23 protein-coding genes and 1 other annotated feature are annotated in these 21,704 nt (G+C 41.6%); of the genes, 5 read left to right on the forward strand and 18 right to left on the reverse strand.

Annotation, left to right across the window (positions count from 1 at the left end; translation table 11 throughout):
- Nucleotides 1–162: 162 nt before the first annotated feature.
- Nucleotides 163–441, reverse strand: coding sequence for a trp operon repressor (gene trpR, locus L2703_RS06425; RefSeq protein ID WP_248970296.1), 279 nt, complete (start codon nucleotides 439–441; stop codon nucleotides 163–165).
- Between the two features lie 238 nt (nucleotides 442–679).
- Here trpR and L2703_RS06430 point away from each other — a divergent pair, with 238 nt between their 5' ends.
- Nucleotides 680–1,129 (forward strand): c-type cytochrome, encoded by a 450-nt coding sequence (locus L2703_RS06430; protein ID WP_248970297.1) that lies wholly within the window; start codon nucleotides 680–682, stop codon nucleotides 1,127–1,129.
- Between the two features lie 127 nt (nucleotides 1,130–1,256).
- Here L2703_RS06430 and L2703_RS06435 read toward each other — a convergent pair whose 3' ends face one another.
- Complete coding sequence (locus tag L2703_RS06435) at nucleotides 1,257–1,922, reverse strand: cytochrome b/b6 domain-containing protein (RefSeq protein WP_248970298.1); 666 nt, start codon at nucleotides 1,920–1,922, stop codon at nucleotides 1,257–1,259.
- 506 nt (nucleotides 1,923–2,428) lie between these two features.
- Between L2703_RS06435 and hpf the strand changes: the two genes are divergently transcribed.
- Both hpf and pheA read left to right on the forward strand, forming a co-directional pair.
- Nucleotides 2,429–2,782 (forward strand): ribosome hibernation-promoting factor, HPF/YfiA family, encoded by a 354-nt coding sequence (gene hpf / locus L2703_RS06440; RefSeq protein ID WP_248970299.1) that lies wholly within the window; start codon nucleotides 2,429–2,431, stop codon nucleotides 2,780–2,782.
- Nucleotides 2,783–2,896: 114 nt separating this feature from the next.
- Nucleotides 2,897–3,018, forward strand: a sequence feature (Phe leader region).
- A 58-nt stretch (nucleotides 3,019–3,076) separates the two neighbouring features.
- A complete protein-coding gene (gene pheA / locus L2703_RS06445) occupies nucleotides 3,077–5,020 on the forward strand; it encodes a prephenate dehydratase (RefSeq protein WP_248970300.1) in 1,944 nt (647 codons plus the stop codon).
- A gap of 121 nt (nucleotides 5,021–5,141) precedes the next feature.
- On the opposite strand, the gene L2703_RS06450 is transcribed toward pheA, so the two are convergent.
- The 8 genes from L2703_RS06450 to ffh form a co-directional block, all read right to left on the reverse strand.
- Nucleotides 5,142–5,486, reverse strand: a complete 345-nt coding sequence (locus tag L2703_RS06450) for a hypothetical protein (protein ID WP_248970301.1) — start codon at nucleotides 5,484–5,486, stop codon at nucleotides 5,142–5,144.
- A 105-nt stretch (nucleotides 5,487–5,591) separates the two neighbouring features.
- A complete protein-coding gene (tyrA, locus tag L2703_RS06455) occupies nucleotides 5,592–6,731 on the reverse strand; it encodes a bifunctional chorismate mutase/prephenate dehydrogenase (RefSeq protein WP_248970302.1) in 1,140 nt (379 codons plus the stop codon).
- Nucleotides 6,732–6,742: 11 nt separating this feature from the next.
- Nucleotides 6,743–7,834 carry a 3-deoxy-7-phosphoheptulonate synthase gene (locus L2703_RS06460; protein WP_248970303.1) on the reverse strand — a complete coding sequence of 364 codons (1,092 nt, stop codon included), beginning with the start codon at nucleotides 7,832–7,834 and terminating at the stop codon, nucleotides 6,743–6,745.
- Between the two features lie 301 nt (nucleotides 7,835–8,135).
- On the reverse strand, nucleotides 8,136–8,489 hold the full coding sequence (gene rplS, locus L2703_RS06465) for a 50S ribosomal protein L19 (RefSeq protein ID WP_248970304.1): 354 nt from the start codon (nucleotides 8,487–8,489) through the stop codon (nucleotides 8,136–8,138).
- A gap of 33 nt (nucleotides 8,490–8,522) precedes the next feature.
- The gene (gene trmD / locus L2703_RS06470) at nucleotides 8,523–9,269 is read right to left on the reverse strand and encodes a tRNA (guanosine(37)-N1)-methyltransferase TrmD (protein WP_248970305.1); all 747 of its coding nucleotides are present in this window, start codon (nucleotides 9,267–9,269) and stop codon (nucleotides 8,523–8,525) included.
- A 15-nt stretch (nucleotides 9,270–9,284) separates the two neighbouring features.
- Nucleotides 9,285–9,815 (reverse strand): ribosome maturation factor RimM, encoded by a 531-nt coding sequence (gene rimM / locus L2703_RS06475; protein WP_248970306.1) that lies wholly within the window; start codon nucleotides 9,813–9,815, stop codon nucleotides 9,285–9,287.
- Nucleotides 9,816–9,840: 25 nt separating this feature from the next.
- Nucleotides 9,841–10,092, reverse strand: a complete 252-nt coding sequence (gene rpsP, locus L2703_RS06480; protein WP_160053063.1) for a 30S ribosomal protein S16 — start codon at nucleotides 10,090–10,092, stop codon at nucleotides 9,841–9,843.
- A gap of 229 nt (nucleotides 10,093–10,321) precedes the next feature.
- Nucleotides 10,322–11,695 carry a signal recognition particle protein gene (gene ffh / locus L2703_RS06485; protein WP_248970307.1) on the reverse strand — a complete coding sequence of 458 codons (1,374 nt, stop codon included), beginning with the start codon at nucleotides 11,693–11,695 and terminating at the stop codon, nucleotides 10,322–10,324.
- Between the two features lie 286 nt (nucleotides 11,696–11,981).
- Between ffh and L2703_RS06490 the strand changes: the two genes are divergently transcribed.
- Together L2703_RS06490 and L2703_RS06495 are read left to right on the forward strand one after the other, a co-directional pair.
- Nucleotides 11,982–12,770, forward strand: coding sequence for a cytochrome C assembly family protein (locus L2703_RS06490; RefSeq protein ID WP_248970308.1), 789 nt, complete (start codon nucleotides 11,982–11,984; stop codon nucleotides 12,768–12,770).
- Between the two features lie 150 nt (nucleotides 12,771–12,920).
- Nucleotides 12,921–14,210 (forward strand): HlyC/CorC family transporter, encoded by a 1,290-nt coding sequence (locus L2703_RS06495; RefSeq protein ID WP_248970309.1) that lies wholly within the window; start codon nucleotides 12,921–12,923, stop codon nucleotides 14,208–14,210.
- A 130-nt stretch (nucleotides 14,211–14,340) separates the two neighbouring features.
- Here L2703_RS06495 and L2703_RS06500 read toward each other — a convergent pair whose 3' ends face one another.
- The 8 genes from L2703_RS06500 to lepA form a co-directional block, all read right to left on the reverse strand.
- Entirely contained in the window at nucleotides 14,341–14,868 is a 528-nt protein-coding gene (locus L2703_RS06500) for an Mpo1 family 2-hydroxy fatty acid dioxygenase (RefSeq protein WP_248970310.1), read from the reverse strand.
- 114 nt (nucleotides 14,869–14,982) lie between these two features.
- The gene (gene acpS, locus L2703_RS06505) at nucleotides 14,983–15,363 is read right to left on the reverse strand and encodes a holo-ACP synthase (protein WP_248970311.1); all 381 of its coding nucleotides are present in this window, start codon (nucleotides 15,361–15,363) and stop codon (nucleotides 14,983–14,985) included.
- Complete coding sequence (gene pdxJ / locus L2703_RS06510; RefSeq protein ID WP_248970312.1) at nucleotides 15,363–16,100, reverse strand: pyridoxine 5'-phosphate synthase; 738 nt, start codon at nucleotides 16,098–16,100, stop codon at nucleotides 15,363–15,365. Before pdxJ ends, acpS begins: the two co-directional genes overlap by 1 nt.
- A gap of 96 nt (nucleotides 16,101–16,196) precedes the next feature.
- Complete coding sequence (gene recO / locus L2703_RS06515) at nucleotides 16,197–16,910, reverse strand: DNA repair protein RecO (protein WP_248970404.1); 714 nt, start codon at nucleotides 16,908–16,910, stop codon at nucleotides 16,197–16,199.
- Between the two features lie 45 nt (nucleotides 16,911–16,955).
- On the reverse strand, nucleotides 16,956–17,960 hold the full coding sequence (era, locus tag L2703_RS06520) for a GTPase Era (protein ID WP_248970313.1): 1,005 nt from the start codon (nucleotides 17,958–17,960) through the stop codon (nucleotides 16,956–16,958).
- Nucleotides 17,957–18,637: a ribonuclease III gene (gene rnc, locus L2703_RS06525; protein ID WP_248970314.1), complete on the reverse strand. Its 681-nt coding sequence runs from the start codon at nucleotides 18,635–18,637 to the stop codon at nucleotides 17,957–17,959. The genes era and rnc overlap by 4 nt, the downstream gene beginning before the upstream one ends.
- A complete protein-coding gene (gene lepB, locus L2703_RS06530) occupies nucleotides 18,637–19,551 on the reverse strand; it encodes a signal peptidase I (RefSeq protein WP_248970315.1) in 915 nt (304 codons plus the stop codon). Before lepB ends, rnc begins: the two co-directional genes overlap by 1 nt.
- Before the next feature lie 186 nt (nucleotides 19,552–19,737).
- Nucleotides 19,738–21,528, reverse strand: coding sequence for a translation elongation factor 4 (lepA, locus tag L2703_RS06535; RefSeq protein WP_248970316.1), 1,791 nt, complete (start codon nucleotides 21,526–21,528; stop codon nucleotides 19,738–19,740).
- Nucleotides 21,529–21,704: the final 176 nt, after the last annotated feature.

Here is a 21,704-nt window from a genome sequence, read left to right on the forward strand (position 1 = left end):
TAAAAGCGCTATTCTTTACTCACTTTCTTAACCTATAACTGCATAGATGTAAGAAGTAGAACAAAGCAGAAGCGGGTATATAATGCATTATCCCCTCAAAAACACCGCGAAAGCGCACTGACTATCTTCGCAACAAGATAGCAATGCTAATGTAGGTTGGTATTAGTCAAGAATTAACTTTCTGACTTTTTCTCGCTGACTGGCAGACATATTCTTTAAATAATTTGAGCAGCGCGTAATCGTTGCAATACTCACTTGATGCTCAGATGCGATTTGTCGCTGGCTTAACTCCCCCTGCAAAAGTGTCTGAAACACCTGCAAACGACCTGATACAGCGCTGCGTTCTTCTTCTGTTAGTAATAATTGAAATAATACCGATAAATCGTCTTCATTTGCATGAGACAATATTTTATCTACAACTAAATTCCAGTTGGCACGCATAATTTTTTATTCTCTTTGTAGTAATGCCGAAACAGTACAAGTGTATCAATTAACCTCTGTACTTTGCAAAAGTACTATTGTGGTAACGATTGAGAAAACATATCGCATACTGACAATAAAATTGTGTAGAATAAACTGTGACTTGTTACACATATTTACCGATGCTAAATATGTGTAACAGGTATCAATGAGTGCTTATGGAACCCTTGCTATTACAAGAAAGAAGAGAAGGATCACGATGAAAAAGACATTACTTGCAATGCTCGCAACAGCAATAATCATTCCTGCTGCAATAGCAAATAACTTCGAAGAACCCGCAGATGCGATTAAATACCGTCAATCTGCATTTAGCTTAATCGCATACAATTTTGGCGATATGGGTGCGATGCTAAAAGGTAAAAAACCATTTGATGCGAGCGTATTTAGCAGCCGTGCAGATAACGTTGCAGCACTGGCTAAATTACCTCATGAAGGTTTTATCGCGGGATCAGATCAAGGAGACACTGAAGCGCTGGCAAAAGTTTGGCAAGACAAAGCAGACTTCGACAGCAAGATGACGGCGTTTCAAGATCATGCTGCAGCATTAGCCATCGCGGCAAAATCAAGCGACCAAAATCAAATCAAGCAAGCGTTTGCTAACACTGGTAAAAGCTGTAAAGGCTGTCACGACGTATACAAAAAAGATTAGCATTTACGATAGTCGATGATATTACACGTAACATAAAGCCCATTGATGATGGGCTTTATTATTTAACATGAAAGACAATATCTAGAATTTAGCCAAAATAACGCGATAACGCGCCCATCACTTAGTATTATAAAAACCTTACTACGGGTTCAAGAAGTAACCACCAAATTAACGCAAAAATCGCCACACCTAAGATAAACGCCAACCAAATTGGCCGTAATCGAGGCGCAACAACGGGCTCATTAACTTGTTTGTAGCCACTAAACATGGCTTTTAAAATGTTATCCCCTTTGATCACGTGCACAATTACCGCAAGTACATGGATAGCAGCAAACGCTAAAATGATGTTAAAATTTGTTTTATGCAACCATGTTAACCAAGAAGCTGTATCAGCAGACACTAGATAGATCAGCGGCCCTTCTGTAAAAATTTCATCCGTTGCGAACAAACCTGTAGTCAATTGTACTAACAACAAACTGAGCAAGGCGACTACCATATAACCCCCTAAAGGATTATGGCCAAGTGACCTAGGTTTAGGCTCAGTTAAGGTGTAATCAATCACTTTTTTAGGTGACACAAAAAACTGACGGAACTGTGAAGTCTCGCTCCCGACAAATCCCCAAACAATTCTGAATACAATGAGCACCATCAGCACATAAGCTAACACTTGATGCCACTGCATTTCACCAATATCTGCCGTCCACCATAAACTTGCAAGTAAAGACACCATCGCCCAATGAAATAGGCGAGTGGGAAAATCCCATACCTTAACTTTACGTTGTTCTATACTCATTATAAATCTCTCATATCATCTGCTTAACTCGATTATAAGCTAATCAAGCAGGCATTAAATCAAGTAAAACAGATTTAATACCATTTATACATGCTTCGCAAATTGGTCTTTCAAGACGGTTTTATACCAATCAGGATAAATAAGTGATCAAAGATTGAGTAGCGGAAATCGCTTAGCACAAGGCAGAAATTGCAGCAAATCAACAAGCTCTAGCTAACACAACAAAGATAAACAAAAAAGTAAAGGGAAGTGAGCGAAAAGACAGAACGCTATTTTAGACGATAAAAAAAGCAAAAATAATATTTTAGCGCCTACTTATCTATTCAAATATGCGCTAATCACCATACTAAAACAAGTCAATTTTAACTGATTTTCATCAAAAATGTCTAAGCGATCAAATATGCATCACTCGACATAAAACAGTCGAAAAAATGTGATCTAAATCACACTTTTTATCACTAAACTTGGTAATCTGAACTTAAGCAAACAACAAGAAGGTACTAAATATGCTGAAAATCACTAGCAAACAACTTGAAGTCACTGCCCTCATCCGCGAACGTATTGAAGGAAGATTAGAAAAACTCTCTCGACACGATATTCAGTTAATTAATCCGCACGTCATTATCACTCAAGAAAAGCAATTGTTTAAAATTGAGGCCTCAGTTGGATTACCTAGTGGAGATTTATTTGCCCAGGCGAAAAGTGAAAACCTATATACTGCAATTACTGCAATGGGACAAAAGCTGGAAAAACAGCTAAACCGCCTGACTCACAAACCCCAGGCTCAACGCCACGTTTCATTAACCAATGACACCGAAAGCGAATTTGAGTATGTCTATAAGGAGGAAAACGCAGCTTGATGTTTATTATCTTTCACCTGCGCACCTTCGGGTGCGCTTTCTTTTGCCTACAATCAAACTTCATGAGCAGAATTACATTGACAGGTGAAGCTCATAGCTTTAGTTTTAACCCATGAACACAAAAATATTCAGCCTTTTTATTTTCTTTTTTATTCAGCCCACCTTAGGAGGCGGATTTTCTGTGTAAAAACGAAAATGAAAATTCTAAAGCCTCCCAACTGGGAGGCTTTTTTGTCTTATAAGCACGGCAGTATTATTAGATACGCTAGTAAATAGGGTAACGTTGAGGTCAATATGCAAAAACCACCAGAGTTAAGTCAAACTCGTGAACAAATAACAGCATTAGACAAGTCGCTGTTAGAATTGTTATCCAAACGTCGTCAATTAAGTTTAAATGTAGCACGTAGTAAAGAAATTGATGTCAGACCAATACGTGATACCCAACGAGAAAAAGAACTACTGGAGCGCTTAGTACAACAAGGGCGCGAGCAAGGTTTAGATGCGCATTTTGTGATATCGCTTTATCAAAGCATCATTGAAGACTCTGTGTTGTTTCAACAAACCTATCTCCACGGCCGTGCAAATCCTGATACACAAAAACAGCATTATACCGTGGCCTATTTAGGCGCTAGAGGCTCTTATTCATATTTAGCCGCGACGCGTTATTGTTCACGCCGCCAAGTTGAAATGATCGATTTTGGCTGCCAAAGTTTTGATGATATTGTCAATGCAGTAGAATCAGGGCATGCCGATTATGGTTTTTTACCGATAGAAAATACCTCTTCGGGTTCAATTAACGAAGTGTATGATGTTTTACAACATACCACTCTGTCCATTGTTGGTGAAACCACAATTGAAGTGGGTCACTGCTTACTGACAAAACCAGACAGTAACATTGCAGATATCAAAACAATTTATGCCCATCCTCAACCCATCAGTCAATGCAGCCGTTATTTAAGCCAACATCCAAATATTAAGCTCGAATACTGCTCAAGCAGTGCTGAAGCAATGACCAAAGTGATCGAGGCAGAAAACAACTCAGTCGCAGCAATTGGCAGTGCAGAAGGTGGCGCACTTTATCAATTAGTCGCCTTAGAGAAAGGCCTTGCTAACCAAAAAATAAATCAAAGTCGTTTTATTGTTGTAGCCAGAAAAGCTTCTGCAGTGCCGTCACAACTACCGGCTAAAACAACGTTGATTATGGCAACAGGTCAAAAACCTGGCGCACTAGTAGAAGCATTATTAGTGTTAAAAGCACATAACCTAAACATGAGTAAACTTGAGTCTCGCCCTATTCCAGGTACACCGTGGGAAGAAATGTTTTATTTAGACATTGATGGCAACATTGCCACCACAGAAGTACAACAGGCAATTAAAGAACTAGAGCGGTTAACGCGCTTTGTTAAAGTGCTTGGTTGTTACCCATGTGAAACGGTTAAGCCAACACAGTTGTCTCAAGCACAGCTGTTAATAGAGCCAGACAGCTCAAAACAACCGGCCACAAAGGTTCAGCCTAATGCCCAAGCCAAGCACACCAGAGCTTATAAAGCCGAAGATACTCAACTTGTTTGTCAGCACATTCAACTAGGTGCCGGTCAATTTGGTGCACTGCAACAAATTAACTTACCAATAGATAATACCGTTCTGGCAACACAAGCTAAATTGATAAAAGAATCCGGTTTTCAGGCAATACTGCTTAATGATTTAAAAAATCAACTCAATGAACCACAGTTAAAGCAACATGCTCAAGTGATTGAGCAAGCAGGTCTTATCTGCATTATGCAAATAGAACAAGAGCAAGAGTTTGTGATCGCAAGCCAGTTAGCCAATATGCTGATGTTAGCCGGTAAGCAAATGTATAATCCTGACATGCTAGCTCTTATAGGATCGGTAAATTTACCCGTAATATTGGAGCGTAACACCATGGCCAGTATTGACGATTGGCTACAGGCCGCCGACACAGTACTGAGTTCAGGCAATCAACAGTTAGGCTTATGTGAATCGGGGATAAGGAGCTTTACTCATCCTGAGCAGTTAAGTCTAGACTTAACCGGTTTAGTGGAAGTGAAATCACGCAGTCATTTACCCGTCATCGTTAATACCAGTTTTTGCGTAAACAAGGATTTATTAACTCAGCATGCAAAAGCAGCTAAACAACTCAAGGCTGATGGCATTGTGTTACCGCAGCAAGACGGCGTAACCCAGGCCGATCTGATTCATAGCCTGTATCAGGCATAATGTTGCTTCGCAGCACTTGTCCAACTGAGCTAACCATAAAAAATGCCGAGATAATTCTCGGCATTTTTTATGTTAACGGGCTAATCAGCTCAACTATTTACAACTAGATTAAAGCAGCAAACTAAACAGCTAAGCCATCATTGAGGCTAATCCATCCTTTAAAGATGCGATAACTAAACCAACACACCCCACCAAGATACATAGGTAAACTTAGCCATAACGGGCTAATCCAGTATCCGGCAATAAAAAATGGGCACAAACCGATAATACTCATACGTTGCCAACGTAAATGGCTGCCAAGCACAGAATTAGGCTGCACATTTTTTTGGATTAAGTTGAGCCACAAACTTAATAGCACAGGCACAAAAAATAGTGGAAAAGCACTCATTAAACCATAAAGAAAATGCCCAAGGGAATTATCTTCAACCTGTTGTGCAGGTAGCATATCCGATGGTGTCATCGACATGGGTTTCCTCCAAAGGCAAATATTCTAGATGCTGGCTAACAACACACTAAGTTAAACATAAGCCTTGTGTTACTGTTTGGCAATGATTTGATCGATTAAAAATGCTTAACCTGTCTTCATATCATTTACCGATTGCAACATGGCACGGCTTTCATGTTGAAACTGAGGTGCAAAATCACCAAACCATTTTGCCACACGCTGAAATTGCGTCACAAACTCTTGGCGATTGCCCGACTTTAGCATGGCAAGTGCATCGCGATAATTATCTAAATAATCACTTATCGCATGCTGGCTACCTTGCTGGGCAAAGATTATATCGGCATAAAGCTCAGGATCTTGAGCAAACAACCGACCAACCATAGCCAATTCTAAACGATAAATAGGCGAACTAAACTGCAACAAATTATCAATGTCGGCTTCTTCTTTACAAAGGTTTAAACCGTAAACAAAGGTCGAAAAATGGCGCATTGCCTGCACAAGTTGCATCGCATTATCATGTCGTACTGCATCCGCTTCCACAATACGAGCGCCCCAAATTTCAATTTGTTGCAACAACCATTGATATGCATCAGGTTGACGGCCATGGCACACCACTACCACCTGCTTAGCAAGGCTGCCCACATCTGGTCCAAACATGGGGTGCAAGCCCACCACGGGGCCTTGATGCGCTGCGAGCATTGCTGCCAGAGGCTTCTCTTTAATCGAGGTTAAATCAGCCAAAATACAATTAGATGGTAACTGGGTTAATTTTTCACGGATCACATCACAGGTAACATTTATCGGTACTGTGACAATCACCAAACCTGCACCATCAAAAATAGCATTGGCATCTTGCCAATCGCTTTTGTCGAGACTTTTGACTTTATAACCAGATAAGGTCAGCATTTGAGTAAATAATTGGCCAAGCTTACCCTGCCCGCCAACTACTACTGCATGCCCTAAGTCTTGCTTTACTTGCTTAAAACCGACATCTTTTTCATTTAAGTAAGACTCACGCATTAATCGACGTAAGATATCTTCAATTAATTGTGGCGAAACATTCATACTTTGGGCTTCAGCACGCCGTTTAGCCAACATAGAGGCTTCCCGTTGAGGCGCATAAATTGGCACGCCGGCAGAATGCTTAACCGCACCAACTTGAGCAACTAAATCAAGACGCTTCCGTAACAAATGTAACAGTTGCTGGTCAACACCATCAATTAAATCCCGCAAATGCTCTAAATCAGCGGTCGTTTTTTCGTTCATAGTTATATCCATTAACCGTTGGCAACCTGCAGCAACTCAAATCGAGTCGGCAATACTGCTGACAACTGGTTCGCACCTTGTCTTAAAATGGTTTCAGTGGTTTCCCAATCAATGCAGGCATCAGTGACAGAAACACCGTATTTTAGCTCTGATAGTGGTTTGTCTGAACTCTGATTACCTTCATTGAGGTTGCTTTCAAGCATAACACCGATAATCGACTTATTACCTGCTTCAATTTGGTTAAATACATCTTCACACACATTTTTTTGACGTGAATGGTCTTTTGAAGAATTACCATGGCTACAGTCAACTACTAGGCGTGCACTCAGTTTGGCGTGGTGAATTTGCGCTTCGCATTGCGCCACACTCGCCGCATCATAATTTGGGGTTGAGCCACCACGTAAAATAATATGTCCATCTGGATTACCCGCCGTCTGCAATAGTGCAACCTGGCCTTCTTGATTAATCCCCATAAAACGATGACTACTTGCTGCAGATTTCAACGCATTAATCGCGACATCAAGCTTTCCGTCTGTGCCATTTTTAAAGCCCACAGGCATAGACAAACCAGAAGCCATCTCACGGTGAGTTTGTGACTCTGTTGTACGTGCACCAATAGCTGACCATGTCACCAGCTCAGACAAGTATTGTGGACTAATAGGATCTAACGCCTCTGTGGCAATGGGCAATTCAAGCTCAGCTAACCAAATCATTAGTTCTCGCGCCATTCTTAAGCCTTTTTCAACATCAAATGACTCGTCCATATCAGGGTCATTAATCAGGCCTTTCCAGCCCACGGTTGTGCGAGGCTTTTCAAAGTAAACACGCATTAAAATGTAAAAATCATCACTGAGTTCATCATGCAGTTTTTTTAGTTTTAATGCATATTCTTTAGCAGCATCAATGTCATGGATTGAGCATGGACCAGCAACAACTAATACCCTGCTATCACGCTTATGAACAATGTCAGCCACTTGCTTACGTGCATTAAGGATGTATTGATAAGCATGGGTAGATAACGGTAATTCTTGTTTCAATTCTGCTGGAGTCACTAATACTTGCTCCGAACTAATGTGCACGTTGTTAATCGTATCTTGTTGCATGCTTATTACTCTCTCTTGACAACAGGCCAAAGCCACTAATAAATGATGTATTACTATATTAATCAACAAGTGTAATTTTGTAACGCTACACCATTACACATTGAACGTCACTATGCCTGTGTAAGCGCCTGAGATCAAGGCTTATTTGATTAAAATGAAAAATATCTGCTTATAATACCAGTCTTCAATGTCTGGCCTGGGGGAAGCACTAATACGTAACGGTATTAGGCCCAAAAACAAAAACCCGCCTTTCGGCGGGTTGTTGTGCGAACACTGCATCTTTATTGTGTATCGGTAACTATTATTTAGTTGCCAATTTTTCACGGATACGTGCAGACTTACCTGAACGCTCACGTAAATAGTACAGCTTAGCACGACGTACACGGCCGCGACGCTTAACTTCGATGCTAGCAATTAATGGGCTGTGCGTCTGGAAAGCACGCTCAACACCTTCACCATTAGAGATTTTACGTACTGTGAATGCAGAGTGCAAACCACGGTTACGCTTAGCGATAACAAGACCTTCAAAAGCCTGAAGACGCTCTTTATCACCTTCTTTAACACGAACTTGAACCACTACTGTATCACCAGCACCGAACTCAGGTACGTCTGTTTTCATTTGCTCATCGTTGAGCATTTTAATGATATTGTTCATAACTACTCCGTTCTAGAATTAACTGAGCATTGACTATGCGGACTTGTCCGTTTCATTCACGAACTGCGCTAATAAAGTCGTTTGTTCGTCAGTCAGAGCTAGATTTTCAAATAATTCTGGTCGTCTCAAAAAAGTTCTTCCGATACTTTGCTGTAAACGCCAGAGTCTAATTTTTTCGTGGTCACCGCTTAACAGCACTGCCGGTACATCCATACCATCCAATTGTTCAGGGCGTGTGTAATGAGGACAATCCAGTAAACCGTCAGAGAAAGAATCTTGCTCTGCTGATGCTTGCTTGCCAAGTACACCAGGTACTAAGCGAGCCACTGAATCAATTAACGTCATTGCCGGTAATTCGCCACCCGAAAGCACGTAATCACCGATAGACCATTCTTCATCCACTTCCGTTTGAATAATGCGCTCATCAACACCTTCGTATCGACCACACACTAAAATCATTCGGTCTGATTTAGCCAACTCAGTCACGCCACGCTGATCCAGCTTGCGTCCCTGAGGCGACAAATAAATCACCTTTGCCCCATCACCTGCAGCAGCTTTTGCTGCATGAATGGCATCGCGTAAAGGTTGCACCATCATCAACATACCAGGTCCACCACCGTAAGGGCGGTCGTCCACAGTACTGTGTCGATCATGGGTGAAATCACGAGGATTCCACGTTTGCACCTCGAGCAGGCCGCTTTTGACGGCTCGACCCGTAACACCAAAGTCTGTAACGGCACGAAACATCTCTGGAAACAGGGTGATTACCCCTAACCACATATGTTGTACCTCGACTTAGAAGTCAGGATCCCAATCCACTAAAATCTGTTTCCCTTGCACATCCACCTGTTTGACGAATTGCTCGGGGACAAAGGGGATCATACGTTCCGCTTTGCCGAAGGCATCTTTGGCGTTAGCTTTAACTAATAGTACGTCGTTTGATCCTGTTTCCACGATCTGGTCAACAATACCCATGTTATAGCCGTTTATATTGGTTACTTCACAGCCGATAAGATCACGGTGATAAAATTCATCATCAGCGAGTTCTTTCATTTGTTCCGGCAAAATCGCAATCTCACAATTTGTGAGCATTTGCGCTTGCTCTCGTGTAGTCACACCGTCAAGTTCAGCAACAAGTGCCTTACCCTGAAAACGCCACTGCGCAACCTTAACTTCACGCCACACGCCTTGATCGTAAATCAGCCAAGGCGAATAATCGAAAATACCTTCTACAGAATCGGCATAGGAAGTGATTTTTAGCCAACCTTTAATACCATGACTGGAGCCTAATTTACCCAGTACGATTGGCTGTTGGTTGTTGCTCATCTATCTATACCTTTTTAATACGCAATTAAGCAGCAGCTTTACGTGCGTCTTTGATCAGTTTTGCAACACGCTCAGATGTTGCAGCGCCAGTAGCAACCCAGTGCTCAACACGATCAAGATCTAAACGTAACGTTTCTTCTTGGCCACGAGCCAATGGATTGAAGAAACCAACACGTTCGATGAAACGACCGTCACGAGCATTGCGGCTATCAGCAACAACGATATTGTAAAATGGACGCTTTTTTGCGCCGCCACGAGCTAAACGAATGGTAACCATGCGTTTTATTCCTCTAATGATTTGCTAGAAGCAAAAATAAAAACTGGAACTCCGTGTTCGCGAAGAGTCCCAGAAAGAAAGCCGGAAGATTTTACCTGACTTTTGAACTATTGCAACCAAATCTGATGTTTTTTAACTCATCGATTTTGTGGCTGTAATGTTAAAGCGAGAACCTAACCAACTGATGTGTGTATTAATTAACTGAGTTTATACTTAAAAGAAGACGGATTTATCGCCCAGGAAACTTCATCCCAGGAGGTAACATGCCACTCATTCCGCGCATCATCTTCTTCATGCCACCCTTTGCAGACATCTTTTTCATCATTTTCTGCATTTGGGTAAACTGCTTTAATAAGCGGTTAACATCTTGGATTTGAGTGCCAGAACCTAACGCGATTCGGCGTTTACGTGAGCCCTTGATTAAATCTGGGTTTTTACGCTCTTTGGCCGTCATCGAATTAATAATGGCTTCCATTTGGCGGGTCATTTTACCGTCTTGAACTTGAGCTAACGCTTCTGGAGGTAACTGTCCTACACCAGGAAGCTTCTCTAGCATGCTCATCATGCCACCCATGTTTTTCATTTGCTGTAATTGCTCGCGAAAATCTTCAAGGTCAAAGCTGCCACCAGACTTTACTTTAGAAGCAAGCTTCATGGCTTTGTCTTTATCGACGCCACGTTCAACTTCTTCAATCAATGACAATACATCGCCCATGCCTAAGATGCGCGACGCTATTCGGTCTGGATGGAAAGGTTCTAATGCATCGGTTTTTTCACCCACACCTAAAAACTTAATTGGCTTTCCGGTAATATTACGAATAGAAAGCGCCGCACCACCTCGGGCATCACCGTCTACCTTAGTAAGAATGACCCCAGTTAACGGCAGTGCTTCGTTAAAGGCTTTTGCTGTGTTCGCCGCATCCTGCCCCGTCATGGCGTCAACCACAAACAAGGTTTCAACAGGTTTAACCGTTGCATGAAGCGCCTTGATTTCATCCATCATGGCTTCATCAACGTGCAAACGGCCTGCAGTATCGACTATCACAACATCAATAAATTTAAGCTTAGCGTGGCTTATTGCAGCCTTAGCAATATCAACAGGCTTTTGGCTCACATCAGATGGGAAAAAGGCAACATCAACCTCTGCCGCTAACGTCTCTAGCTGTTTAATTGCCGCAGGGCGATAAACGTCAGCACTAACAACTAACACTGATTTTTTATGACGAGTGCGCAACAATTTAGCTAATTTAGCCACAGAAGTGGTTTTACCCGCCCCTTGTAAACCTGCCATCATAATCACAGCAGGTGGCGTGGCCGCAAGATCTAGTGCTTCGTTAGACTCGCCCATGGCTTTTTCAAGTTCACCCTGGACGATTTTAATGAAAGCCTGGCCTGGGCTTAAGCTTTTTGAGACTTCTTGCCCTACAGCGCGTTCTTTTACGCTGTTAACAAATTCTCTAACAACAGGTAAAGCGACATCTGCTTCAAGCAGCGCCATACGCACTTCGCGCAGGGTTTCTTTAATGTTGTCTTCTGTTAAGCGACCACGACCACTAATATTTTTAAGTGTGCGTGACAGTCTGTCGGATAAATTTTCAAACATTGATCAGCTCTTTTAAGCATATCGATAATTGAGGCTATTATACCCAAGCCACTCTAAATTACGATACTTGCAATGAGCACTTATTGTGTTTAGGTAAATTATTTGCCGCTAAGGGTAAGATACTGTTAAATTTTGAGCTTCAGGTCACTGCCATATTAGGCCATGATCATGTTAATCTAAGACAAATAATGAAAATGTGATTGTTAAACACTACATTCTGGCATTCACTTGGTTAAGAATCACTTTTAGTCACGCATTCACTACTACTTTGATAGGTTGATCTCAAATGGTTATTTTCTCAGCTGCGGCCATGCTGTTTTATTGTATTGCTTTAGTACTGGTCACCAGTAGGCTGTTTCATGCTAAAGGACCCAATCGCAAAGCAGTAATGCTGATGTCAAGTATTGCCGTTATTTTGCATGGGCTAGCACTTTCAAAAGCCATCTTTACGATTGATGGTCAAAACTTTAGTTTAACGAATGTAATTTCACTGGTGAATTGGATTATTGCCCTCACCTTTACCATTACCATGCCACGCTTAAAAGTGATTATTGTTGTGCCTGTGGTCTATGCCTGCTCAATATTGTCAGTGGCATTACTTTGGTTACTGCCACCACAATTTATCACTCACTTTGAACTTCATCCCGAAATATTAGCCCATGTTGTACTGTCATTAATGGCATACAGTGCGTTAATGATTGCTGCGTTGTACGCTATTCAACTGTCATTTATTCAAAATAAACTGAAAAAGAAGCAAATGATGATGAGCCCAGCCATGCCGCCATTAATGACGGTTGAAAGGCAGTTATACCACCTCGTCATTATTGGTTTTATCTTGTTAAGTTTATCGTTAGTCACAGGTTTTGTTTTTTTAGATGATATGTTTGTCGATGGCAAAGGCCATAAAGCGATACTTTCTATTATGGCTTGGGTCGTTTATGCCATTATGTTGTGGCAACAATACACAGTAGGCTGTAGAATTCGCACCGCAGTTATCTATAGTTTAACCGGTGCAGGTTTACTGTCTTTAGCCTATTTTGGTGCAAGGATTGTTAAAGAGTTGATATTAAATTAGTTTTATTATTTATACATTGAATAAAACGCCAACGCTTGCCGAAACATCAATAAGATAACTTGACACAAACAGCGATTAATCAATAATGGCTGTTAATTTTTTGTATATTGGCTGTATGCCAACTTTACTGTATTTAATGGGGCCCCCTTTTTGGACGCTATATCTACCAGCGCACTCCTAATCTTCCTTCTGGTTTTGATTGTCATCTCTGCCTATTTCTCAGGTTCAGAAACGGCAATGATGAGCTTAAACCGTTATCGTTTACGACACCTCGCTGGAAATGGTCATAAAGGTGCCCAGCGTGCGCTAAAAATGCTTGATAGACCTGACCGACTCATAGGGTTAATCTTAATCGGTAACAACCTTGTTAACATTTTGGCTTCTGCTATTGCGACCATTATTGGTATGCGATTATTTGGCGATCTCGGTGTTGCTATTGCAACCGGTGTATTAACCATTGTTGTCTTAGTGTTTGCTGAAGTCACCCCAAAAACATTTGCAGCTTTGCACCCTGAGCGCATTGCTTTTCCGTCAAGTATTTTGCTCGGTTGGTTACTCATATTGCTATCGCCATTAGTCAAGGCGATAAACTTAATCACCTCTGGATTTTTACGTTTAATGGGAATTAAAACGGTTAAAACCAGTGACGCATTAAGTCAGGAAGAATTACGTACTGTGGTTCATGAAGCGGGAGCGCTGATCCCACAGCGTCACCAAGAAATGTTGTTGTCTATTCTTGATTTAGAAAAAGTCACCGTTGAAGACATCATGATCTCTCGTGCAGATATTTATGCCATTAACGTTAATGACGACTTTAAACTCATCAATAAATTGGTGATTCAAAGCCCACATACTCGTGTATTGGTGTATCGCGACAATATTGATGATGCTGTCGGTTTTATCCATTTACGAGATGCTTTGCGCTTACAATCAAAAGAGCAGTTCAGTAAATCATCTTTATTACGAGCAGTTAAAGAATTGTACTTTATCCCAGAAGGCACTCCGCTAAACGTACAACTGAGTAACTTCCAACAGAATAAAGAGCGCATTGGCCTAGTAGTAGACGAATACGGTGATATACAGGGCTTAGTAACACTAGAAGATATTCTTGAAGAGATTGTTGGTGATTTTACAACCTCAATGATCACCACACCAAGTGAAGACATTAATATTCAACAAGATGGCAGCTTTCTTATTGATGCCACGATTAACATTCGTGACTTAAATAAAGAAATGAAATGGAACTTCCCGATTGATGGCCCTAAAACGTTAAACGGACTTATCATTGAATTTCTTGAAGATATTCCAGCAGCCAATACCAGTTTACGTATCGCAGGTTACCAAATCGAAGTGGTTGAAGTTGCTGACAACATGATTAAAGCGGTAAGAGTATTACCCAGTAATTTAGACCTTATTACCACAGAAGATGATGACGAATAACCCTATGATGTGAATAACAGGTAAACAAAAGGCGCACTAAGCGCCTTTTGTGTATCTGGAATTGGGTCATTTAAAAAATCATTTTAGGCTACGCATATTGATGTTGTTAATCAATACCCGTACTAACGCCTTACGACTTCCCACGCAATTTAGCTTCTAAAGCCCGTCGTTTATCTCTGGCAAGAGGTGTAATTTCTGCTGCGAGGTCTTTCTCCCAGCCAAGCATAAAATAGATTTCCGCCATCAAGAAAAAGGGGCCAATGAGCAGTTGATTTAAATCATCCATAAAAGCAGGTTTGGCTTTCTCATATTTGTGACCAACAAACTGAATCACCCAACCTACTACAAACACCGCTAACGCAATTAACATAGGGTGTTCAGTATGTACCACCAGTTCAGTAGTAAAAAGTACCGGTATAATAAACAACACAAGCCCTATCGCTAACCTTACATGTAACATCATGTAATAAGCTAATACTAACAATGTTAATATCATTGCCGCGCTCACTTGATGATCTTGCCAAGCAAAACGAAGCGTTCCTAGCATCAAAAATGCCGACCAAATGATCATCGGAACCCCAACAAAATGAGTGCGTATATTTTTAGGGTTTAAATGTACACTTTTATACGTTGATAATTGCTCTACCGCAGATTTCATTTTCAGTCTCGTTCTATTCGTTGTTGTTATCTTGTTAATTTAACCTAGTTTAATTGCTTTTAAAAGGCACAAAAAAAGGCGCATGAGCGCCTTTGACAAACATAACAAATGTGTTTAACGCTCTAGAATCACGGTAGCAACAGCATAATGTTGCTCGTCGGCAATACTAATAAAACCGTTAATACCACCAAGTTGTGCTAACCGCACTGCGGCGCCTTCAGTAAAACGTATCATTGGTGCGCCATTGGCATCATTATCAATATGAATATGCTGAAAAGAAACCCCTCGGCCAATACCCGTGCCTAAAGCTTTGGCAGCAGCTTCTTTTGCAGCAAACCGCTTTGCGAGAAAACGCACTGCTTGGTGACTTTGTGTGTATATTGCAAGTTCCGACTCGGTGAGTACACGTTTAGCTAATTTATCACCTAATCGTTCACACAGCTCGTGTATGCGGGCTATCTCAACAATATCGGTACCTATTCCCACAATAGCCATTAATCGCCTCTGCGGCCTTCTAACATCAGTTTTTTCATATCACGTACAGCAGTGTCGAGGCCATCGATGGCTGCACGAGCCACAACAGCATGACCTATATTAAGTTCATACAAATGTGGAATGGCCGCAATGGCTTTTACGTTATGGTAATGCAAACCATGCCCTGCATTCACAATTAAGCCTTTGCTGTGAGCATAACTCGCCATTTCGCGAATACGCGCAAGTTCTTGAACTTGTTCAGCGTCGGTTTCTGCGTCAGCATAACAGCCTGTGTGGATTTCAATGTAAGGTGCACCGCTAGCCACCGCTGCATCAATTTGGGTTTTATCGGCATCAATAAACAACGAAACTTTAATCCCTTCTGCCGCTAAACGTGTAACCGCAGAAGTTATTTTATCTAACTGCCCTGCGACATCTAGGCCGCCTTCAGTGGTGAGCTCTTCGCGTTTTTCGGGAACTAAACAGGCATATGCCGGCTTGACATCACAAGCAATCGCAATCATTTCTTCAGTGACTGCAAACTCAAAATTCATGCGAGTTTTAAGGGTTTTTGCTAATAAATAAACGTCGCGGTCTTGAATATGACGGCGGTCTTCACGCAAATGTATCGTAATGCCATCGGCACCAGCATGCTCAGCAACAGCTGCGGCATGAACAGGGTCGGGATAGTTTGTACCACGAGCTTGTCGTAATGTGGCGATATGATCGATGTTAATGCCTAATAAAATTCCGCTCACACCGAGCTCCTTAATAGTAATAAACGAAGAATGGGACTGACCGTTAAACTTGTACGAACCAAATTGTACTTGGTTCACGCTATAATACGTAAAACTTTATTGTGCATTTTTAGCAAATAATTGCCGACTTAATAATGGTTTGCTTCCCAATAATGGAGTTAACAAATAACGCATCAAGCCTTTGGCCTGATTAAGTTGATCTGCTTGTAAGCTTTGTGAAGCAAGTGCTAGCAACATTGCACCAGACAAATAGCCTTTGCCATGGGAGAAATGCGACTCATTGCTCAATGCAACTGGCAAAAAACCGCTTTCGGCGATAAATCGATAATGACAATCGGCCGCTAATGCGTTCCCTGTTGCATCATAATTCAATGATGGGAAAGCACCGAGCTCAAGCAATAATGCCATTTCAAAATAACGTAAATGGCTCGAACAAAAACCTTTAGCCAGCGACATTAATGCTCGGTGATAGGCTAAAAAAAGCCCTTCAGCTTGGTGATCTACCGATAATAATCTCACTAACAGTTCATTTAGGTAGAAACCAGAATACAAACTGTTACCTGCTAACGGTATCGCTGGTGCAGCAGACTCGATGTGAGTAATCGTTTTTAAACCAAGATTTTTGATTTCAGATTGCAGACTAAATTGAATAATCAGTGGTTGAAAGGGCTGTAAAATACTTTTGATTGAACGTTTACCTGAGCCAACTCGGGTAATGGCGTCGACGCGGCCAATACCTTCTATCAACAAATTGACAATCACACTGGACTCGCGAAAAGGACGGTGATGTAACACATAGCCACGTTTCATAGTGGCCATGCCTAACCTATCAAGGTCGTATACAAAATCAATGACTTAATCTTCGCCATAACCTAAGCTTCTTAAGGCTCGCTCATCATCAGCCCAGCCTGATTTCACTTTAACCCACACCTCAAGAAACACTTTATTGTCAAATAAGGTTTCCATATCAAGTCTTGACTGAGTCGCAATGGTACGAATACGCTCACCTTTATTGCCAATCACCATGCGTTTTTGGCCTTCTCGTTCCACGAGGATCAGAGCGTTGATTTGATAGACACCGTTGTCCATCATTTTAAACTGCTCAATCTCAACTGTCGCATCGTAAGGCAATTCATCGCCTAAAAAGCGCATCAGTTTTTCACGGACAATTTCAGAGGCCATAAAACGTTGCGAGCGATCGGTAACGTAATCTTCTGGGAAATAAAAAGGCGCTTCAGGTAGTGACTCGCGAGCCATGTCTAAAATACGTTGAACGTTAGTCCCTTTACTCGCTGAAATAGGCAATATTTCGTCAAAATCAAATTTTTGCGCTAACTCAGTTAAGTATGGGAACAAGGCTTCTTTATCTTTAATGTTATCAACTTTGTTGATGGCTAAGATAATTTTTCGATCATCATTGCGGTGTTGTAATTTTTTTAACACCATTTCATCGTCTGCAGTCCACGTCATGCCATCAACGACAAAAATAACCATGGCGACATCGGCTAACGAACTCGCAGCCGCGCGGTTCATTAAACGGTTAATGGCACGTTTTTCTTCAATATGTAAACCTGGGGTGTCGATAAATACAATTTGACTCGGCCCGTCCGTGTGGATCCCCATAATACGATGCCGGGTAGTTTGCGGCTTTTTAGAGGTAATACTGACTTTTTGACCAAGCAACTTGTTCAACAGTGTCGATTTACCCACGTTTGGGCGGCCAACAATCGCAACCATGCCGCAATACGTAATATCAAACTGGGCAGCCGCGGCTGGTGCAGCTTGGTTCATCCTTGCTAACAGTTCGTCTAAGCTAGGCTCTTGATTAGCAGCTGCCGGCAAGTCTGTTTTTTTGGTCATTTATTCAGTAACTCCAATACCTGAGCAGCGGCAAGCTGTTCAGCTTTTCTTCTTGAACCTGCCACACCGGTGACAACTTCATCTAATTCGCTAATTTTACATTCAACGGTGAACGTCTGATCATGCGCTTCACCTTCTATCGCAACAACCTGGTAATCAGGTAATGGCTTTTTAAACCCTTGTAAGTGCTCTTGTAAAATTGTTTTAGGGTCTTTTTGATTAATACCAGGTTTAATTTTGGCTAATCGCTCTTCGTACCATTTCAATAATAAATTTCGGCATACATCAAGGTTGGCATCAAGGTAGATAGCACCAATAATGGCCTCTACGGCATCAGCTAAAATTGATTCACGTCTAAAACCGCCACTTTTTAACTCGCCAGGCCCTAAGTAAAGGTAATCGCCAAGTTTAAATTCTTTTGCAATTAAAGTGAGCGTGTCGCCTTTCACTAATGTTGCGCGCATACGGCTTAAGTCACCTTCAGTGACTTTGGGAAATTGATGATACAAGGCGTCAGAAATCACGATAGATAAAATCGAGTCGCCTAAAAACTCTAACCGTTCATTATGTTTATTTGCTGCGCTACGATGGGTTAATGCCTGAGTGAGTAACTCAATATTAGTAAACTCGTACCCTAAAGTACGACATAACCGCGGCAAATTTTTAATGGGTTCCATCAATGTATTCCACCTACTCTATCAAAACGCACGCCTGTAGGTACCCAAGTTGGTAGCCAATCGTTAGGGCTGCGATCAAATTCAAAACTAATCCAAATTGCAACAGCTTTACCCACCAAGTTATCTTCAGGTACAAAGCCCCAAAAACGACTGTCGGTACTGTTATCACGGTTGTCACCCATGGCAAAGTACATGCCTTCAGGTACAACAAACTCCCCTGCGGTTAACCCAGGTTGAGGATAAAAATGTTGTCTAAAATCAGGGCGCGATGGATTGATTAAAATGTCGTGTTCAACATCACCTAGTTGCTCTTTTAGACGGATTAATGGCACATCATTTTGGCTATACTCACCACGATTGAGCTCTGTATGCTCAATCACTTTTGGCGCTGGACAATCTGCGTTGTCTGCACAGGCTTCTTGAATCATTAACTGTTTATTGCGGTAAATAATTTTATCACCAGGCAAGCCAATCACACGTTTAATGTAATCAATTTTCGGATTTTCTGGGTATTTAAACACAAACACATCGCCGCGCTCAGGCTCGCCAGTTTCAACTAATTTACTGCGCCAAACTGGGTCGCGTAAACCATAACTAAACTTTTCAACCAAGATAAAATCGCCATCAAGCAACGTAGGCATCATTGAACCTGAAGGAATTTGAAATGGCTCGTAAATAAATGAGCGTAAAATCATCACAAATGCGATTACAGGAAAAATTGAGTGTGCGGTTTCGACTAAAATGGGCTCTCGTACGATACTTTCGATTGCATCAGCACTCAGTTGATTTGAGTTCGCTTGCGCTAAAGCCAATTTTTCACGACGTTTGGGTGCGAAAAAAATAACGTCAATCAACCAGATGAGACCACTACCTATGGTTACAAGCACTAGAATAAGCGAAAAATAGGCTGCCATTACTGATTTATCTCCTGCAAAATAATGTAATTGTTTACATTGAGTAAATTAATCAATGTACTCATTCTAGTATGATGATTAGCTATACAACATTCACTCAGTTGAGTGTTACAAAATATATAGTAAGCATAACGATAACGCCGCAATACGCGGCGTTATTAAGCTAAATAAAACCATTAATTATGATTAATCATTTAGTTTCAGTACGGCTAAAAATGCCTCTTGTGGCACTTCAACGTTACCGACTTGCTTCATGCGCTTTTTACCTTCTTTCTGCTTGTTAAGCAGTTTCTTCTTACGCGATACGTCACCACCATAACATTTAGCTGTAACGTCTTTACGCAACGCTTTAATCGTAGAACGCGCAATAATCTGGCTACCTACAGCGGCCTGAATAGCGATATCAAACATTTGGCGTGGAATAAGATCTTTCATCTTTTCAACTAATGCTAAACCACGATGACGAATGTTAGAGCGGTGAATAATCATCGCTAACGCATCAACGCGATCGCCGTTGATTAAGATATCTAAACGCACCATATCGGCGGTATCGAAACGAATAAAGTTATACTCAAGTGAAGCGTAACCACGGCTGGTTGATTTTAGGCGGTCAAAGAAGTCCATCACTACCTCAGCCATTGGTAAGTGATATGTAACAGCCACTTGATTACCGTGATACACCATATTGGTTTGTGAGCCACGCTTTTCGATACAAAGTGTAATCACATTACCTAGGTATTCTTTCGGCACTAAAATGTTGGCTTCAACTATCGGCTCACGCAGTTCTTCAATGTTGTTTAGTGGTGGTAAATCGGATGGATTATCAACATACACAACATCGCCGTTGGTCATCACAACTTCATACACTACCGTTGGCGCGGTGGTGATCAAATCCAGGTTGTATTCACGCTCTAAACGCTCTTGAACAATCTCCATGTGGAGTAAGCCCAAGTAACCAATACGGAAACCAAACCCTAACGCACTCGAGGTTTCAGGTTCAAAAAATAATGACGCATCGTTCAAACTAAGCTTGTTTAACGCATCACGGAAGTTCTCATATTCGTCTGTCGAAATAGGGAACACACCGGCATAAACCTGCGGTGTCACTTTTTGGAATCCAGGTAATGGTTTCTCAGCACCATTTTTGGCGTGTGTTAAGGTGTCACCTACTGGGGCGCCATGAATTTCTTTAATGCCCGAAATCACATAACCTACTTCACCCGCGCGCAGTTCAGGTTCGTCTTTTTCTTTCGGAGTGAAAATACCTACTCGGTCAGCGTTGTAGTTCTGGCCAGTCGACATCACCTTAAACTTGTCGCCTTTCTTTAATACGCCATGCTTAATCCGCACTAATGAAACAACACCAAGATAAGCATCAAACCATGAGTCAATAATCAATGCCTGTAATGGTGCATTCTCATCACCCTCTGGTGGTGGAATTTTGGCAATAATTTCTTCTAATACAAGGTCAACACCGACACCCGTTTTAGCAGAACAGCGCACAGCATCTTTTGCATCAATACCAACAATGTCTTCAATTTCTGCAGCAACACGCTCAGGTTCAGCTTGCGGTAAGTCAATTTTATTCAATACCGGCACAACGTCTAGATTCATATCTAATGCGGTGTAACAGTTTGCAAGTGTTTGTGCTTCTACGCCTTGACCCGCATCTACGACTAATAATGCACCTTCACAGGCAGCAAGTGAACGCGATACTTCATAAGAGAAGTCAACGTGACCTGGCGTGTCAATAAAGTTTAATTGATAGGTATTACCGTCTTTGGCTAGGTAATCAAGGGTTACGCTTTGGGCTTTAATCGTAATGCCACGCTCACGCTCTAGATCCATAGAATCTAGAACCTGTGCAGCCATTTCACGGTCAGTTAAGCCGCCACATACCTGAATAAGGCGATCGGATAAAGTTGATTTACCATGGTCGATATGGGCAATAATCGAGAAGTTTCTAATGTGTTTCATTATGCTGCAATGACTACTACTAAATTTGATTAAAATTAAGGTGGCAAATTGTACCTGATTAGGGGGGCAATACCAATCAGATTAAGCAATAGTCGCTATTTTGCCTCTAAGATAGGTCAAAATGCCAAGTTTAGGGGGGTAATTATAGCCATAATGGAGAACTGATACCGAAAGGT

Origin of the sequence: Shewanella basaltis (assembly GCF_023283885.1) — a bacterium.
GTDB lineage: Bacteria > Pseudomonadota > Gammaproteobacteria > Enterobacterales > Shewanellaceae > Shewanella > Shewanella basaltis.